A 16,492-nucleotide genomic window follows, 5' to 3' on the forward strand; every position below is an offset into this window, starting at 1 on the left:
GGATCAGGCCCTGGTCACGGGCGTGGACCGTGGCGGACGGGGAGGGTGTTGCCCGATGTGTCACCAGCACGTCGATCGGGACGGAACGGTGACATGCGCGAGGATCTTTCGTGTCCTGCGGTGTGATTATCTAGCGCCGTGTGCGCGAGCGGATGCGCACGGGGGTGGGGCCGTGGCGTTGCCGGGCCGTGCGAGGGGAGACGACCACAGTGAACGGGCAGCCTATATCGGGGGCACCGGCGGGAACCACGGGTAGGGGCCGGCGACGCGGGGGCGTCCGGTTCCGGGCCCTGGCGGCGGGGGCGCTGCTCCTGGTGCTCACCGCCTGCGGCGGGGGCGGCGGGGACGCCACCGGCGGCGCGCGGGGCCCGCAGGCCCAGGGCGACGGCAAGCAGGAGAACGCGGCCTCCCAGGCCGTCGTGACGATCCTCCCGAAGGACGGCGCCGAGTCGGTCGCCACCAGCGGCGCCCTCAAGGTGACCGCCCAGCAGGGCAAGCTGACCACGGTCACGGTCGCCGACTCCAAGGGCACCGCGGTCGAGGGGAAGATCGCGGCGGACGGCGCCAGCTGGCAGCCGACCGCCCACCTGTCCGCGGGCACCCAGTACAAGGTGCACGCCGTCGCGAAGGACGCCGAGGGCCGCGAGTCGGCGAAGGACACCACCTTCACCACCCTGGTCCCGAAGAACACCTTCATCGGCCACTACACGCCGGAGGACGGCTCGACCGTCGGCGTCGGCATGCCGGTCTCCATCAACTTCACCCGGGGCATCACCGACCCCGAGGCCGTCGAGAAGGCCATCAGGGTGACGGCCGAGCCGTCCGTCCCGATCGAGGGTCACTGGTTCGGCAACGACCGCCTGGACTTCCGCCCCGAGCAGTACTGGGCCGCCGGCACCAAGGTGACGGTGCGCCTCAACCTGGACGGCGTCGAGGGCCGCCCCGGCGTCTACGGCAAGCAGAAGAAGACCATCACCTTCACCATCGGCCGCCGACAGGTCTCCACGGTCGACGCCAGTGCCAAGACCATGAAGGTCGAGCGCGACGGGAAGATCGTCAAGACGCTGCCGATCACCGCGGGCGCGCCGTCCACGACCACGTACAACGGTCAGATGGTCATCAGCGAGAAGTACAAGGTGACCCGGATGAACGGGGCCACGGTCGGCTTCGGCGGCGAGTACGACATCAAGGACGTGCCGCACGCGATGCGCCTGTCCACCTCGGGCACCTTCGTGCACGGCAACTACTGGGCCCCGAAGAGCACCTTCGGCTCGCAGAACGTCAGCCACGGCTGCGTCGGCCTCGCGGACACCCGGGGCGCGGGGGACGCCTCGACTCCGGCCGCCTGGTTCTACGACAGCTCGATCATCGGTGACGTGGTCGTCGTGAAGAACTCCAAGGACAAGCAGATCAAGCCGGAGAACGGCCTCAACGGCTGGAACATGCCGTGGTCGGAGTGGATCGCCTAGGCGGTCCCGGATTCTTCGGCGGGGCCCGGTGCTGTGAGCAACAGCACCGGGCCCCTTCGCGTCGACGAGTCCTAACCTTCTCCCATGACTGTGAACCTCGAAGTCGCCGAAGGCGTCGGCACGATCCGTCTCGACCGCCCCCCGATGAACGCCCTGGACGTCGCCACCCAGGACCGGCTGTGCGAGCTGGCCCAGGAGGCGACCGACCGCGACGACGTGCGGGCCGTGGTCCTGTACGGCGGCGAGAAGGTGTTCGCGGCCGGCGCGGACATCAAGGAGATGCAGGTCATGGACCACGTGGCCATGGTCAAGCGCTCGCGCGCCCTCCAGGACGCCTTCACCGCCGTCGCCCGCATCCCCAAGCCGGTCGTCGCCGCGATCACCGGCTACGCGCTCGGCGGCGGCTGCGAGCTGGCGCTCTGCGCCGACTACCGGATCGCCGCCGACAACGCCAAGCTCGGCCAGCCCGAGATCCTGCTCGGCCTGATCCCGGGCGCGGGCGGCACCCAGCGCCTCTCCCGCCTCGTCGGCCCCTCCAGGGCCAAGGACCTCGTCTTCACCGGCCGGATGGTGAAGGCGGACGAGGCCCTCTCCCTCGGCCTGGTCGACCGGGTCGTCCCGGCCGCCGAGGTGTACGAGCAGGCGCACGCGTGGGCGGCGAAGCTGGCGCAGGGGCCGGCCGTCGCGCTGCGGGCCGCGAAGGAGGCGATCGACCAGGGCCTGGAGACCGACATCGACACCGGTCTGGCCATCGAGCGCACCTGGTTCGCCGGTCTGTTCGCCACCGAGGACCGCGAGCGCGGGATGCGCAGCTTCGTCGAGGAGGGCCCGGGCAAGGCGAAATTCGGCTGAGCTGACCGAAAGGGAACCGGCGGCTGTCGGCCAGGTGTCCGTAAGGCGTCTGTGCCGGCCCCGTAGGGGGCCTTCCCCGGGCCCGTAGGGGGCCGTTTCCCGCGGAACGGCCCCCGGGGACCGTTCCGTCCGGCCATGATGGTGGGCATGGCGGGCCTGGAGGGTAGGGAGCAACCACGGCGGCGCGCGAGCGCCGCCGCGGCGCGGTGGTCACTGGCCGCGGACGACGAACAGGCCGCCGAAGCAGTGGAGTTGTACGGGAATCCGGCGGAGGGCGACGTCCGGCTGCCGTCCCGGCCCGAGTCCGCGTGGGTGGCCCGCAGGCTCACGCAGCACGTCGTGATGCGTCAGTGGGCGCTGGGGCCGCAGCTCGCCGAGCACGCGGTCCTCCTGGTCTCGGAGCTGGTGGGGAACGCCGTCCGGCACACCGGCGCCCGGGCCTTCGTGCTGCGGTTGCACCGCCGCCGGGGCTCGATCCGGATCGAGGTGCGCGACCCCTCGCGCGGGCTGCCCTGTCTGATGCCGGTGCACGAGCTGGACACGAGCGGCCGGGGGCTCTTCCTGGTCGACAAGCTGGCGGACCGGTGGGGCGTGGACCTGGCGCCGCGCGGCAAGACGACCTGGTTCGAGATGCGGGTCGCGGACCGCGTCTGAGTCACCGGGCGGCCCGTCCCCGGACGCACGGAAGCCCCCGTGCGCCGTGGTGGGGCGTGCTGGGGGCTTCCGTGTGGTGCGCCGTGGACGGGGGGGTGTATCCACGGCCGCTGTTGTCGACCTGGCCCGGGTCAATGGAGGTCGTGTCATCGACTATGTCAGACAAGTGCCCTCATCGCCAAAAGTCCCTAGTGGGGCAAAAACGGTCAAAAGCTCACACTTTAACTGTGAATCGTTGGTGACATGTGGCACCTGCCTTGCAAACAGTGAATGGCTATGCGGTTCACTGATTGTTTCCCGGGGTCGTCCGCATGCTGGACGGCCGGCCCCGGCCTCCGGCGGAACGGACCGGCCGAGAGGAGGCGTCTTCCGCCGACCCCCGTCGGCCGGGCGGCCCGGGGCGGCTAATCTGACCCCCGTCAGACAAGCACCATGAAGGGGCGGAAACAGTGGCGGACATCGAGTCGGCACGCACGGCATTCAACCGGTACGACGTGGACGGGGACGGCTTCATCACCGCCGCGGAGTACAAGAGCGTGATGGCGCAGCTGGGCGACTTCCACGTCACCGAGACGGTCGCCGAGGCGCTCATCAAGCAGCGCGACGACAACGGCGACGGCCGGCTGTCGTGGGACGAGTTCTGGGCGCACCTCAGCAAGGCCTGACCCGCGCCCGCCCGGGCGGGCCGCGCGACCGTGGTCGCCGCCCGCCCGGGGCCCGGCGTCAGCACTCGATGATGTTCACCGCGAGGCCGCCGCGCGCGGTCTCCTTGTACTTGACGCTCATGTCGGCGCCCGTCTCCTTCATGGTCTTGATGACCTTGTCCAGGGAGACCAGGTGGCTGCCGTCGCCGCGCATCGACATCTTCGCGGCCGTGACCGCCTTGACCGCCGCCATGCCGTTGCGCTCGATGCAGGGGATCTGGACCAGGCCGCCGACCGGGTCGCAGGTCAGGCCCAGGTTGTGCTCCATGCCGATCTCGGCCGCGTTCTCCACCTGCTCCGGGGAGCCGCCCAGGACCTCGGCCAGGGCGCCGGCCGCCATCGAGCAGGCCGAGCCGACCTCGCCCTGGCAGCCGACCTCGGCGCCGGAGATCGAGGCGTTCTCCTTGAAGAGCATGCCGACCGCGCCGGCCGCGAGCAGGAAGCGGACCACGCCGTCCTCGTCCGCGCCGGGCACGAAGTTCATGTAGTAGTGCAGGACGGCGGGGATGATGCCGGCCGCGCCGTTCGTCGGGGCCGTGACCACCCGGCCGCCCGCCGCGTTCTCCTCGTTCACCGCCATCGCGTACAGGGTGATCCACTCCATGGCGTGCGCCTCCGGGTTCCCCTCGGAGCGCAGCTTGCGGGCGGAGTTCGCCGCGCGGCGGCGCACCTTCAGGCCGCCGGGCAGGATGCCCTCGCGGGACATGCCGCGCGAGACGCAGGACTGCATGACCCGCCAGATCTCCAGGAGGCCCGCGCGGATCTCGTCCTCGGTGCGCCAGGCCTTCTCGTTCTCCAGCATCAGCGCGGAGATCGACAGGCCGGTCTCCTTCGCGAGGCGGAGCAGCTCGTCGCCGGTGCGGAAGGGGTACTTCAGGACCGTGTCGTCCGGGACGATCGGGTTCTCGCCCGCCACCGCGTCCTCGTCGACGACGAAGCCGCCGCCGACCGAGTAGTACGTCTTCTCCAGGACGAGCCCGCCCTCCGCGTCGTACGCGAAGACCGTCATGCCGTTGGCGTGGTACGGGAGCGCCTTGCGCCGGTGCAGTATCAGGTCGGCGTCGAAGTCGAAGGGGACCTCGTGGGCGCCGAGCAGGTTGATCCGGCCGCTCGCCTTGATCCGCTCGAACTCCTCGTCCGCGTGCTCGACGTCGACCGTGCGGGGCGAGTTCCCCTCCAGGCCGAGCAGGACGGCCTTGGGGGTGCCGTGGCCGTGGCCGGTGGCGCCGAGGGAGCCGTACAGCTCCGCCCGCACCTTCGCCGTGTGGGCCAGCAGGCCCTCGTTCTTCAGGCGGCGGGCGAACATCCGGGCCGCGCGCATGGGGCCCACCGTGTGGGAGCTCGACGGACCGATGCCGATCGAGAACAGGTCGAAGACCGAGATGGCCACGGGATGACTCCTTGTGGGGGCTGGACGTCGTTGTCTGCCGGGGTGGTGCAGAGAGCGCGTGGGGCGGGGGGACACGGGTCGGGGCACCGCGCCCGTTGTTCCAGTGTGCGCGGTGCCCCGGATGTCCGTACGAACAAAAGCGTACGAAATTACTACGGTGTCACTACTACTGCGGTGTCACTTCAGGCCGGGGTACAGCGGGTGCTTGTCCGCGAGGGCGGTCACCCGGGCCTTGAGGGCCTCGGCCTTCTCGGCGTCGAAGCCCGGCTTCAGGGTCTCGGCGATGACGTCCGCGACCTCGCGGAAGTCCTCGGCCCCGAAGCCGCGGGTCGCGAGCGCCGGCGTGCCGATGCGCAGACCGGAGGTGACCATCGGGGGGCGCGGGTCGTTCGGGACCGCGTTCCGGTTGACCGTGATGCCGACCTCGTGGAGGCGGTCCTCGGCCTGCTGGCCGTCCAGCTCCGAGTCGCGCAGGTCGACCAGGAGCAGGTGCACGTCCGTGCCGCCGGAGGCGACGGAGACGCCGTGCTGCCTGACGTCGTCCCGCACCAGGCGCTCGGCGATGATGCGGGCGCCCTCGACGGTGCGCTGCTGCCGCTCCTTGAACTCCTCCGAGGCCGCGACCTTGAAGGAGACGGCCTTGGCCGCGATCACGTGCTCCAGGGGGCCGCCCTGGAAGCCGGGGAAGACCGCGGAGTTCAGCTTCTTCGCGAACTCCTTGCCCCGCGCCAGGATGATGCCGCCGCGCGGGCCGCCGAGCGTCTTGTGCGTGGTGGAGGTCACCACGTCCGCGTACTCGACCGGGTTCGGGTGCAGACCGGCGGCGACCAGGCCCGCGAAGTGGGCCATGTCGACCCACAGGTAGGCGCCGACCTCGTCCGCGATCCGGCGGAACTCCGCGAAGTCCAGGTGGCGCGGGTACGCCGACCAGCCCGCGATGATCACCTTCGGGCGGTGCTCCTTGGCGAGGCGCTCGACCTCGGCCATGTCGACCAGACCGGCCCCGTCCACGTGGTACGCGACCACGTTGAACTGCTTGCCGGAGAAGTTCAGGCGCATCCCGTGGGTGAGGTGGCCGCCGTGCGCCAGGTCCAGGCCCAGGATCGTGTCGCCCGGCTGGGCGATCGCGAAGAGGGCGGCCTGGTTCGCGGAGGCGCCGGAGTGCGGCTGGACGTTGGCGTACTCGGCACCGAACAGGTCCTTGACCCGGTCGATGGCGATCTGCTCGGAGACGTCGACGTGCTCGCAGCCGCCGTAGTAGCGGCGGCCCGGGTAGCCCTCGGCGTACTTGTTGGTGAGGACGGAGCCCTGGGCCTCCATGACCGCGACCGGAGCGAAGTTCTCCGAGGCGATCATCTCGAGGGTGGACTGCTGACGGCGGAGCTCGGCGTCGACGGCGGCGGCGACGTCGGGGTCCAGCTCGTGGAGGGGAGTGTTCAGAAGCGACATGAATCGATCCCTAAGGGGTCTCGGGTCCGGTCTCAGTTCCCGGCGGAGAACGCGGCGTACTCGTCGGCGGTGAGCAGGTCGTCCGGCTCACCCGCGACGCGCACCTTGAACAGCCAGCCACCCTCGAACGGAGCCGTGTTCACCAGGGACGGGTCGTCCACCACGTCCTGGTTGGCGGCGACGACCTCACCCGAGACGGGGGAGTACAGGTCGCTCACGGACTTCGTCGACTCCAGCTCGCCGCAGGTCTCGCCCGCGGTGACGGTGTCGCCGACCTCGGGGAGCTGGGCGTAGACGACGTCACCGAGCGCGTTGGCCGCGAACTCCGTGATGCCGACGGTCGCGACGCCGTCCTCGGCGTCCGACAGCCACTCGTGCTCCTTGGTGTACCGCAGCTGCTGGGGGTTGCTCATGACCTGATTCTCCTGGATCGGGGGAGTGCTGATGAACGTGGGTCTTGCGGGGTGAGACGCGCGGTGGGACGACTTCGTCACTTCCGGCGCTTGTAGAACGGCAGCGCCACGACCTCGTACGGCTCGTGGGTGCCCCGGACGTCCACACCTACACCCTGGGTGCCGGGCTCCGCGTGCGCCGCGTCCACGTAGGCCATCGCGATCGGCTTTCCGAGAGTCGGGGACGGGGCGCCGGAGGTGACCTCGCCGACGACCTCGCCGTCCTTGACGACGGAGAACCCGGCGCGCGGGACCCGGCGGCCCTCGGCGATCAGGCCGACCAGCTTGCGCGGCGGGGCGGTCTCGGCGCGCTCGGCGGCCTTCTCCAGGGCCTCGCGGCCGACGAAGCGGCCCTCGTTCGTCGTCTTCTCGAACTTCACGACCCGGCCGAGGCCGGCGTCGAAGGGGGTGAGGGAGGTGGTCAGCTCGTGGCCGTACAGCGGCATGCCCGCCTCCAGGCGGAGCGTGTCGCGGCAGGACAGGCCGCAGGGGATCAGTCCGACGCCCTCGCCGGCCTCGGTCAGGGCCTTCCACACGCCCTCGGCGTGCTCGGGCTTCAGGAAGAGCTCGAAGCCGTCCTCGCCGGTGTAGCCGGTGCGGGCGATCAGGGCGGGCACGCCCGCGACCGTGCCCGGCAGGCCGGCGTAGTACTTCAGGCCGTCCAGGTCGGCGTCGGTGACCGACTTCAGGATGCCGGGGGACTCCGGGCCCTGGACCGCGATCAGGGCGTACGCGTCGCGGTCGTCGCGGACCTCGGCGTCGAAGCCGGCCGCGCGCTCGGTGAGGGCGTCCAGGACGACCTGCGCGTTGGAGGCGTTGGCGACGACCATGTACTCCGTCTCGCCCAGGCGGTAGACGATCAGGTCGTCCAGGATGCCGCCGTCCTCGCGGCAGATCATCGTGTACCGGGCGCGGCCGGTGCCCACCGTGGAGATGTTGCCGACCAGGGCGAAGTCGAGGAGCTCGACGGCCTGCGGGCCGGTGACGGTGATCTCGCCCATGTGGGAGAGGTCGAAGAGGCCGGCCCGGGTGCGGACGGCGTGGTGCTCGTCGCGCTCGCTGCCGTACCGCAGCGGCATGTCCCAGCCCGCGAAGTCGGTCATGGTCGCGCCCAGGGAGCGATGCAGCGCATCGAGGGCGGTGAGGCGGGGGGCAGTGGTCATGGGGTGGCTCCCGGGTCCCAAGGCGTTCGGTGACGAAGACATGACGGGCGAGGACGTCCTCCCCATCTGTCATGGAACCTGAGAGGTTCACCGGGGGCATCTCGTCACCGAGAGCCCGGCTTGCACCTTGGGTGGGGACACCGGGGTGTCCCGCTTTTCAGATCTGCCTCATCCACGCGGTACGGGGCCTGAGAGATTCAAGGGAGGGTCTTGCTCCTTCGGCGCCCGGACGCACCGGGTGGTCACCCACTCCGTGGTCCGGAACTCTCCCGCGCGGATTCGAACGGCCGGTATGCGGTTGTACAGGCGACCGTGGGCGCCTGGCGCGCACATCATTGCACGCGGTGTCGGCGCGGCAAATCGCTTGTGCCCCATTACCGTTTCTTTACACTTCTTGGGAAGGGTCTTCCGAGACCCGTCAGGGGGAGAGTCGATGACCGTCCAGCACACCGGCGCATACGCGGCGAGTACCGGCATACCGTCCCCACGGGCCCGCGCCCGGACCCGGGGACGGGGCCGGGTCCTGCGGGACCTGCGCGAGCGCGGCGGGCGGGGCCCCCGCGCCCTCGCCTTCGCGGCCGGGGACCTCGTGGTCGTCTCCGGGCTGCCCGGCAGCGGCAAGTCCACCCTGATGAAGCGGACCGCCGGGGACCGGGGCATCGACTCCCAGGACGTCCGGGAGCGCTGGGAGGCCCGGATGCCCCGCCTCCTGCCGTACGCGGTCTACCGCCCCCTGGTCCGGCTCGCGCACTACGCCGGGCTGCGCCGCGCCCTGCGCTCCGGCGCGAGCGTGATCGTGCACGACTGCGGCACCCAGTCCTGGGTGCGCGGCTGGCTCGCCCGCGAGGCCCGCCGCCGGGGGAGCGAGCTGCACCTGCTCCTCCTCGACGTGGCCCCGGACACCGCCAGGGCCGGGCAGCACGCCCGGGGCCGGGGCGTCTCCGCGTACGCCTTCGCCCGGCACCGGCGCGCCGTCTCCCGGCTGCTGCGGGCCGCCGAGGGCGGCCGGCTGCCGCACGGCTGCGCCTCGGCGACCCTGCTCGACCGGGACGCCGCCGACACCCTCCGGACGATCACCTTCGGGGAGGCGGGCTGACCCCTTCCCGCGGCGCCCGGGGCCTCGCGCGCCGTGCCCCGGGCGCCCGTGTGCGGCGCCCCCGGGGCGCCCGTACCCTCCCCTTCCGGCCACGGCGGTGCCGGGGCGGCGTTAGGGTGCTGCCGGGCGGCCGGATACGGCAGGCCGTGCGAGAAGGGGACGGGACCGTGGACGTGACGTGGCCGGGCAACGAGCTGGAAGAGGTGCTTGCCGCCTCGCTCGGCAACCCCGAGGCGGGCGGCCGCCTCGTCGAGGTCCTCGGCCGCAGCCCGGTCTGGATTCCGCTGCCCAACGGCGGCGGCCCCGACAGCACCGACCTGGACCTCGCCACCATGGAGATCGACGGCGCGGCCTTCGTCCCCGTCTTCAGCTCCGAGCAGCAGTTCCGCGCCTGCGCCGGCGACCACATGTCCTTCGCAGTCGCCCCCGCCCGCGACTTCGCCCGCGGTCTGCCCCCGCAGCTCGGCATCGCCGTGAACCCCGGCGGGACCGTCGGCGTCCCGCTGCCCCCGCCCGCCGTCGCCGAGCTCTGCCGCGCCGGCCGGACCCCGCTCGACGGCCCCGCCTCCGGCGGCCGCGTCCGGCTCTTCGAGCCCGACTGGCAGGACGACCCCGTCGACTTCCTCGCCGCCGCCTCCGCCGAGTTCGAGGCCACCGGCGTCGTCGCCAGCGCCCGCCGCGCCCTCGCCAGCGTCGAGGGCACCGAACCGGCCCTCTTCATCGGCGTCCAGCTCTCCCACTGGGAGGGCGCCGACCGCACCGCCCCCCTGGACGCCCTCGGCCGGGCCCTCGGCCGCGTCGAGGTCGCCTGGCCGGTCAACCTCATCCTGCTCGACATGGCGCAGGACCCGGTGGGCGACTGGATGGTGGAGCGGGTCCGCCCCTTCTACCAGCGCGCCGCCGTGTGAGCGGCACCCTGTTTAAGCTGAACTGATTCGACGGAACCGATGCGACGGCCGCCCCTGACCCGGCGGCCGCGCGGACGTGGTGGACGGAAGAGGGGCGGGACCCAGGGTGAGCGCGTCAGGCACCGCTGCGGCTGGACACGTCGAGCACATGCTGCGCCAGGTGGCGCCCGGACGCTACGACGCGTACGAGCGGCTGCTGCACGCCCTCGCCGACGGCGAGCTGCGGATGCTGCTCTGGCAGGGCGCGCCCGGCTCGCCCGACGCCCAGTACGGGAACATGGAGGTCGACGGCTTCGGCTACGCGCCCTGCGTCACCTCCGACCAGGAGCTCGCCGCCTCCGGCTGGAACCGCGCCCACGAGGTCGTCACCGGCCGCGAGATCGCCCGCGCCCTCTACCCCGACCGCTGGGGCGTCTGGCTGAATCCGCACGCCCCCGGCGGCGGCGTCGGCATCCCCTGGGCCGACCTGCGCCGGATCGCCACCGGCCTCGACCGGATGCCCGCCGGGCCGCTGCGCGTCACCGAGCCGGCCCTGGAGCTTCCGCAGTTCTACGCCCTGATCACCCAGAACGCCCACCGCACCCCGGCCGTCCGGGCGCTGCGCCGCGGCTGGGTGCAGCCCGCGCTCGGCTCCCCGTACCTCGTCATCGGGCTCGACCTGTACGACACCTCCCCGGCGGCCGTCGACGCGGTCCGGACGATGATGCGCCAGTCCATCGGCTCCGTCCCCGACGGGCTGCCCGTCTCGACGGTCGCCCTCTCCGACGCGTACGACCCGGTGGCGCTCTGGCTGAAGGCGAACGCGCGCCCCTTCTACGACCGCGAGGCGCACGCGGGGCGCGGCTCCGCGCCCGCCCCGGGATACGGGTACCCGCCGGCGGCTCCGTCCGCATACTGAGACGCCTCCTCTTCCCCGTCGGCCCCACCGGCCCCGCCGGAGCTCTTCGTTCGCCCCAATTGAAGAGTTCAAACGCCCAGTTGAGCGACATGTCCGTTTGAGGGGAAGAGGGCCGGGATGGTCCGCTCACGCCCGCGCGGCGTCCGGATAACGGAAGTTGCAGCACCGCATCACGTTTGAGCAAACATTCCCCGTCAGGGCTGGCGGGTGATCGCAAGGCCATTGAAGACTCCCCGGAACACCGGGTGTTCAGCTCCTTTCGAGCAGGTGCCCAGCAGGTTGTTCCACCGAGCCGCTACCCGCGGCGGGCAAGGGCCGGCCACCGGCGGCCGAGAGGGGTCCTCACCACGATGACGGCACCACTGCACGAGACGAGTGCGGGCGCGTCGACCGCCACCGTCGACGGCGCGCCCGCCGATCCCGGTACCTCCGGCACCCCCGACAAGGGGATCCAGGGCCGCTCGCCCTGGAAGATCGCCTGGACCCGCCTCAAGCGCGACAAGCTCGCCCTCGCCGGCGCCTGCGTCGTCGGCTTCCTCATCCTCGTCGCGATCTTCGCGCCGCTGATCGTCGGACTCCTCGGCCACCCGCCGGACGAGTTCCACGAGGACCAGATCGACCCGCTCTTCGGCACCCCGATCGGCTCCTGGGGCGGGATCAGCTCCGACTTCCTCCTCGGGGTCGAGCCGGTCAACGGCCGCGACGTCTTCAGCCGCATCGTCTACGGCGCCCGGATCTCCCTGCTCGTCGCCTTCCTGGCGGCGGTCTTCGCCGTGCTCCTCGGCACCGTCCTCGGCATCGTCGCGGGCTACTTCGGCGGCTGGATCGACGCGGCCCTCAGCCGGGTCATGGACGTCATGCTCGCCTTCCCGCAGCTGCTCTTCACGATCGCCCTGGTCTCGGTGCTGCCCAACGAGCTGTTCGGGATCGAGGGCTCGGGCGTGCGCATCGGCGCCCTCGTCGTGGTGATCGGCTTCTTCGGCTGGCCGTACGTCGGCCGCATCGTCCGCGGCCAGACCCTCTCGCTGCGCGAGCGCGAGTACGTGGAGGCCGCCCGCAGCCTGGGCGCGGGCCGCCTCTACATCCTCCGCAAGGAGCTGCTGCCCAACCTGGTGGCGCCGATCACGGTCTACGCGACCCTCATGATCCCCACCAACATCCTCACCGAAGCGGCCCTCAGCTTCCTCGGCGCCGGCGTGAAGCCGCCCACCGCCTCCTGGGGACAGATGCTGTCCAAGGCCGTCAACACCTACGAGTCGGACCCCCTGTTCATGGTGATCCCCGGCCTCGCGATCTTCATCACCGTCCTGGCGTTCAACCTCTTCGGCGACGGCGTGCGCGACGCGCTCGACCCGAAGGGCTCCCGCTGACCGTTCGCCGACGACCCGCAAGACCCGCCCCTGCCGCTGGCGACAGGAGGCCCATCCCCAACGGCGGTCCGCCGTAACGGCCGCCACTATCCCGGAGGTTGCGAGACCCATGACCCTGATGAGCACTCAGAGGCGCAGAATCGCCGCGGGCGCGCTGCTCGCGGCGGCCACGATGGTCGTCACCACGGCCTGCGGCGGCGGCAACGGCGGCGGCGGCGACAAGGGCAAGGACGGCCTCGCCTTCAACGGCGGCGTCAACAAGGTCCTCAACGCCTCCGACAAGAAGGGCGGCGAGCTGAAGTTCATCGGCTCGCAGGAGGCCGACAGCTGGGACCCGCAGCGCGGCTACTACGGCTTCGTGTGGGACTTCGCCCGCTACTACACGCGCCAGCTCGTCACCTTCAAGGCCGCGCCGGGCACCGCCTCCACCGAGCTCGTCTCCGACCTCGCCACCGACACCGGCAAGGTCTCGGCCGACGGCCTCACCTACACCTTCACCCTGAAGGACGGGATCGCCTGGGAGGACGGCAAGCCGATCACCTCCAAGGACATCAAGTACGGCATCGAGCGCATCTGGGCGCAGGACGTCATCTCCGGCGGCCCGATCTACCTCCAGCAGGTCCTCGACCCCAAGGGCGAGTACAAGGGCCCGTACAAGGACACCTCCCCGGACAAGCTCGGCCTGAAGGCCATCGAGACCCCGGACGACAAGACCATCGTCTTCAAGCTGCCGGTCGCCAACGGCGACTTCCTGCAGATGCTGGCGATGCCCGCGGCCTCCCCGGTCCGCCAGGACAAGGACACCAAGTCCAAGTACGGCCTGAAGCCCTTCTCCTCCGGCCCGTACAAGTGGGAGTCGTACACCCCCAACAAGTCGATCAAGCTCGTCCGCAACGACAAGTGGGACGCCAAGACGGACACGGTCCGCAAGGCCCTGCCGGACAAGATCAGCGTCACGTTCACCACGAACGCCGACGACATGGACAACCGCCTGATCGAGGGTGAGTACGACCTCGACATCAACGCGACCGGTGTCGGAGCCGCCGCCCGCCAGAAGGTGCTCCAGCAGCACAAGGGCAACATCGACAACCCGCAGACGGGCTTCATCCGCTACGCGGTCTTCCCGCAGACGGTCATCGACAACGTCGAGTGCCGCAAGGCCATCATCTACGCGGCCGACTCCAAATCCCTCCAGACCGCCCGCGGCGGCCCGCAGGCCGGTGGCGACATCGCCTCCAACATGCTGCCGCCGGCGATCAAGGGCGCCGACCCGAAGGCCGACCCGTACGGCAAGCTCGCGGGCAAGGCGGACGTCGCGAAGGCCAAGGAGGCCCTCGCGAAGTGCGGCAAGCCGAACGGCTTCAAGACCACCATCGCGGTCCGGAACAACAAGCCGATCGAGATCGCCACCGCCGAGTCCCTCCAGCAGTCGCTGAAGGCCGTCGGCATCGAGGCCCAGATCGACCAGTTCGACGGCGCCCAGACCTCGGGCATCATCGGTTCGCCGAAGGTGGTCAAGGAGAAGGGCTACGGCATCATCATCATGGGCTGGGGCGCCGACTTCCCGTCGGGCCAGGGCTTCCTCCAGCCGCTGGTCGACGGCCGCTTCATCCTCCAGAGCGGCAACAACAACTTCTCCGAGCTGAACGACCCGGCCATCAACGGCCTGTTCGACCAGGCGCTGAAGGAGACCGACCCGGTCAAGGCCGGCGAGCTCTACAAGCAGATCAACACGAAGGTGTCGGAGGCCGCGGTCTACCTGCCCTTCACCCACGAGAAGAACATCATCTGGCGCAGCTCCCGGCTGACCAACGTCTACACGGCGGACGCCTACAACGGCCGCTACGACTACGCGTCGCTCGGCGTCGTCAAGTAATCCGACCCGCTCCACCGGCGCACCACCCGCCGCCAGGTCCGAAGGGCAGGTGATGGCCGAGGGCGGCGGCCGGGGGACCCCATCGGGTCCCCCGGCCGCCGACCGGCCGACCGCATGCTTGCATACATAGTCCGGCGACTCTTCGCGGTCGTCGTGATGCTGCTCGTCGTCACGCTCGTGACGCTCAGCATCTTCTTCCTCATTCCCAAGCTGACCGGCAGCGATCCTGCCGCGATGTTCGTCGGCAAGCAGGCGGACCCGGCCTCCATCGAGGGCATCCGGCAGAAGCTGGGCCTGGACGAGCCGATCCTGGTGCAGTTCTGGCACTTCGTCTCCGGCATCTTCGTCGGCCGGGACTACACGGGCGGCGGCGACAGCATCCACTGCGCGGCCCCGTGCTTCGGTTACTCCTTCAAGACCGAGCAGGACGTCTGGACCATGCTGGTCGACCGCATCCCGGTCACCCTCTCCATGGTCGTCGGCGCGGCCGTGCTCTGGCTCCTCATGGGCGTCACCACCGGCGTCGTCTCCGCGCTGAAGCGCGGCACCGCGATCGACCGGGCCGCGATGGTCACCGCGCTCGCCGGCGTCTCGCTCCCCATCTACTTCACCGCCATGCTGGCGATGTTCCTCTTCCGCACCCAGCTCGGCTGGCTGGACGCCAAGTACGTGCCGTTCGCCGAGTCCCCGGGCGGATGGTTCGCCGGCTTGCTGCTCCCCTGGGTCACCCTCGCCTTCCTCTACGCGGCGATGTACGCGCGCCTCACCCGCGCCACCATGCTGGAGGTCCTCGGCGAGGACTACATCCGCACCGCCCGCGCCAAGGGGCTGCCGGAGCCGGTCGTGCTCGGCAAGCACGCGATGCGCTCCACCATGACCCCCATCCTGACCATCTTCGGCATGGATCTCGGCGCCCTCGTCGGCGGCGCGGTCCTGACCGAGACCGCGTTCAACCTGTCGGGTCTCGGCAACGCCGCCTTCAAGGCGGTCGGCGACCGCGACCTGCCGGTGATCCTCGCGGTCACCCTCATCACGGCCGCCTCCGTGGTCATCGCCAACCTCGTGGTGGACCTTCTGTACGCGGTGATCGACCCCCGAGTGAGGCTCGCATGACGGACCAGCTGCCGAAGACCGGAGCGGCGGTGGAGGAGCCCGCCGGCGGTTCCGCCCCCTCCGGCGCCTTCCTCGACGTACGCGACCTGAAGATCCACTTCCCGACCGACGACGGTCTGGTCAAGTCGGTCGACGGCCTCTCCTTCCAGCTGGAGAAGGGCAAGACCCTCGGCATCGTCGGCGAGTCCGGCTCCGGCAAGTCGGTGACCTCGCTCGGCATCATGGGCCTGCACACGGTCGGCCAGTACGGCCGGCAGAAGGCCCGGATCTCGGGCGAGATCTGGCTGAACGGGCGCGAGCTGCTCTCGGCCGACCCGGACGAGGTCCGCCGGATGCGCGGCCGCGAGATGGCCATGATCTTCCAGGACCCGCTGTCCGCGATGCACCCGTACTACACGGTGGGCGCCCAGATCGTGGAGGCGTACCGCGTCCACCACGACGTGGACAAGAAGACGGCGCGCACCCGGGCCGTCGAACTCCTCGACCGGGTCGGCATCCCCGAGCCCGCCAAGCGGTTCGACAACTACCCGCACGAGTTCTCCGGCGGCATGCGGCAGCGCGCGATGATCGCCATGGCGCTCGTCAACAACCCCGAGCTGCTCATCGCGGACGAGCCGACCACGGCCCTCGACGTGACCGTGCAGGCGCAGATCCTCGACCTGATGCGGGACCTCCAGAAGGAGTTCGGCTCCGCGGTCGTCATCATCACCCACGACCTCGGCGTCGTCGCGGAGCTGGCCGACGACATCCTCGTCATGTACGGCGGGCGCTGCGTCGAGCGCGGTCCGGCCGAGCAGGTCTTCTACGAGCCCCAGCACCCCTACACCTGGGGCCTGCTCGGCTCGATGCCGAGGATCGACCGCGAGCAGACCGACCGGCTCATCCCGGTCAGGGGCAACCCGCCCAGCCTCATCAACATCCCGAGCGGCTGCGCCTTCAACCCGCGCTGCCCGTACGCGGACGTCCCCAAGGGCGGCATCACGCGCACCCAGCGGCCCGAGCTCGAGCTCGTCGGAGAGCGCCACTACTCCGCCTGCCACATGCCGCAGGAGGAGCGCACCCGCATCTGGACCGAAGAGATTGCGCCGAAGCTGTGAG

The 16,492-nt window shown here is 70.8% G+C and carries 15 protein-coding genes and 1 riboswitch; of the genes, 11 read left to right on the forward strand and 4 right to left on the reverse strand.

Translation table 11 applies throughout. The features are described from left to right. Positions 1–209: 209 nt before the first annotated feature. From OO47_RS22820 to OO47_RS22835, 4 genes are all read left to right on the forward strand, one after another. Positions 210–1,469 carry a L,D-transpeptidase gene (locus OO47_RS22820; RefSeq protein ID WP_078489827.1) on the forward strand — a complete coding sequence of 420 codons (1,260 nt, stop codon included), beginning with the start codon at positions 210–212 and terminating at the stop codon, positions 1,467–1,469. 84 nt (positions 1,470–1,553) lie between these two features. Continuing rightward, entirely contained in the window at positions 1,554–2,321 is a 768-nt protein-coding gene (locus tag OO47_RS22825) for an enoyl-CoA hydratase/isomerase family protein (RefSeq protein ID WP_030218614.1), read from the forward strand. 135 nt (positions 2,322–2,456) lie between these two features. Continuing rightward, positions 2,457–2,975 carry an ATP-binding protein gene (locus OO47_RS22830; RefSeq protein WP_030218611.1) on the forward strand — a complete coding sequence of 173 codons (519 nt, stop codon included), beginning with the start codon at positions 2,457–2,459 and terminating at the stop codon, positions 2,973–2,975. A gap of 449 nt (positions 2,976–3,424) precedes the next feature. Next, the gene (locus tag OO47_RS22835; protein ID WP_030218607.1) at positions 3,425–3,640 is read left to right on the forward strand and encodes an EF-hand domain-containing protein; all 216 of its coding nucleotides are present in this window, start codon (positions 3,425–3,427) and stop codon (positions 3,638–3,640) included. 58 nt (positions 3,641–3,698) lie between these two features. Here OO47_RS22835 and OO47_RS22840 read toward each other — a convergent pair whose 3' ends face one another. The 4 genes from OO47_RS22840 to gcvT form a co-directional block, all read right to left on the reverse strand. Then, complete coding sequence (locus OO47_RS22840; RefSeq protein ID WP_030218604.1) at positions 3,699–5,069, reverse strand: L-serine ammonia-lyase; 1,371 nt, start codon at positions 5,067–5,069, stop codon at positions 3,699–3,701. Positions 5,070–5,246: 177 nt separating this feature from the next. Beyond that, a complete protein-coding gene (gene glyA / locus OO47_RS22845) occupies positions 5,247–6,518 on the reverse strand; it encodes a serine hydroxymethyltransferase (protein ID WP_030218602.1) in 1,272 nt (423 codons plus the stop codon). A gap of 32 nt (positions 6,519–6,550) precedes the next feature. Beyond that, positions 6,551–6,931, reverse strand: coding sequence for a glycine cleavage system protein GcvH (gene gcvH / locus OO47_RS22850; protein ID WP_030218599.1), 381 nt, complete (start codon positions 6,929–6,931; stop codon positions 6,551–6,553). Positions 6,932–7,008: 77 nt separating this feature from the next. Beyond that, a complete protein-coding gene (gene gcvT / locus OO47_RS22855) occupies positions 7,009–8,133 on the reverse strand; it encodes a glycine cleavage system aminomethyltransferase GcvT (protein WP_030218598.1) in 1,125 nt (374 codons plus the stop codon). Positions 8,134–8,300: 167 nt separating this feature from the next. Continuing rightward, positions 8,301–8,415: riboswitch (glycine riboswitch) on the reverse strand. Positions 8,416–8,566: 151 nt separating this feature from the next. Here gcvT and OO47_RS22860 point away from each other — a divergent pair. From OO47_RS22860 to OO47_RS22890, 7 genes are all read left to right on the forward strand, one after another. Next, positions 8,567–9,229, forward strand: a complete 663-nt coding sequence (locus OO47_RS22860; RefSeq protein WP_030218595.1) for an AAA family ATPase — start codon at positions 8,567–8,569, stop codon at positions 9,227–9,229. Between the two features lie 167 nt (positions 9,230–9,396). Further along, complete coding sequence (locus OO47_RS22865) at positions 9,397–10,137, forward strand: enhanced serine sensitivity protein SseB (RefSeq protein ID WP_030218592.1); 741 nt, start codon at positions 9,397–9,399, stop codon at positions 10,135–10,137. Between the two features lie 106 nt (positions 10,138–10,243). Continuing rightward, positions 10,244–11,035, forward strand: a complete 792-nt coding sequence (locus OO47_RS22870; protein WP_030218589.1) for an enhanced serine sensitivity protein SseB C-terminal domain-containing protein — start codon at positions 10,244–10,246, stop codon at positions 11,033–11,035. Between the two features lie 350 nt (positions 11,036–11,385). Next, positions 11,386–12,405, forward strand: coding sequence for an ABC transporter permease (locus tag OO47_RS22875; protein ID WP_030218586.1), 1,020 nt, complete (start codon positions 11,386–11,388; stop codon positions 12,403–12,405). Between the two features lie 109 nt (positions 12,406–12,514). Then, positions 12,515–14,281 carry an ABC transporter substrate-binding protein gene (locus OO47_RS22880; protein ID WP_030218583.1) on the forward strand — a complete coding sequence of 589 codons (1,767 nt, stop codon included), beginning with the start codon at positions 12,515–12,517 and terminating at the stop codon, positions 14,279–14,281. Positions 14,282–14,395: 114 nt separating this feature from the next. Beyond that, the gene (locus OO47_RS22885; RefSeq protein WP_030218580.1) at positions 14,396–15,394 is read left to right on the forward strand and encodes an ABC transporter permease; all 999 of its coding nucleotides are present in this window, start codon (positions 14,396–14,398) and stop codon (positions 15,392–15,394) included. Continuing rightward, complete coding sequence (locus OO47_RS22890; RefSeq protein WP_030218577.1) at positions 15,391–16,491, forward strand: ABC transporter ATP-binding protein; 1,101 nt, start codon at positions 15,391–15,393, stop codon at positions 16,489–16,491. Before OO47_RS22885 ends, OO47_RS22890 begins: the two co-directional genes overlap by 4 nt. Position 16,492: the final 1 nt, after the last annotated feature.

Origin of the sequence: Streptomyces bikiniensis, from assembly GCF_000716625.1 — a bacterium.
Lineage (GTDB): Bacteria > Actinomycetota > Actinomycetes > Streptomycetales > Streptomycetaceae > Streptomyces > Streptomyces bikiniensis.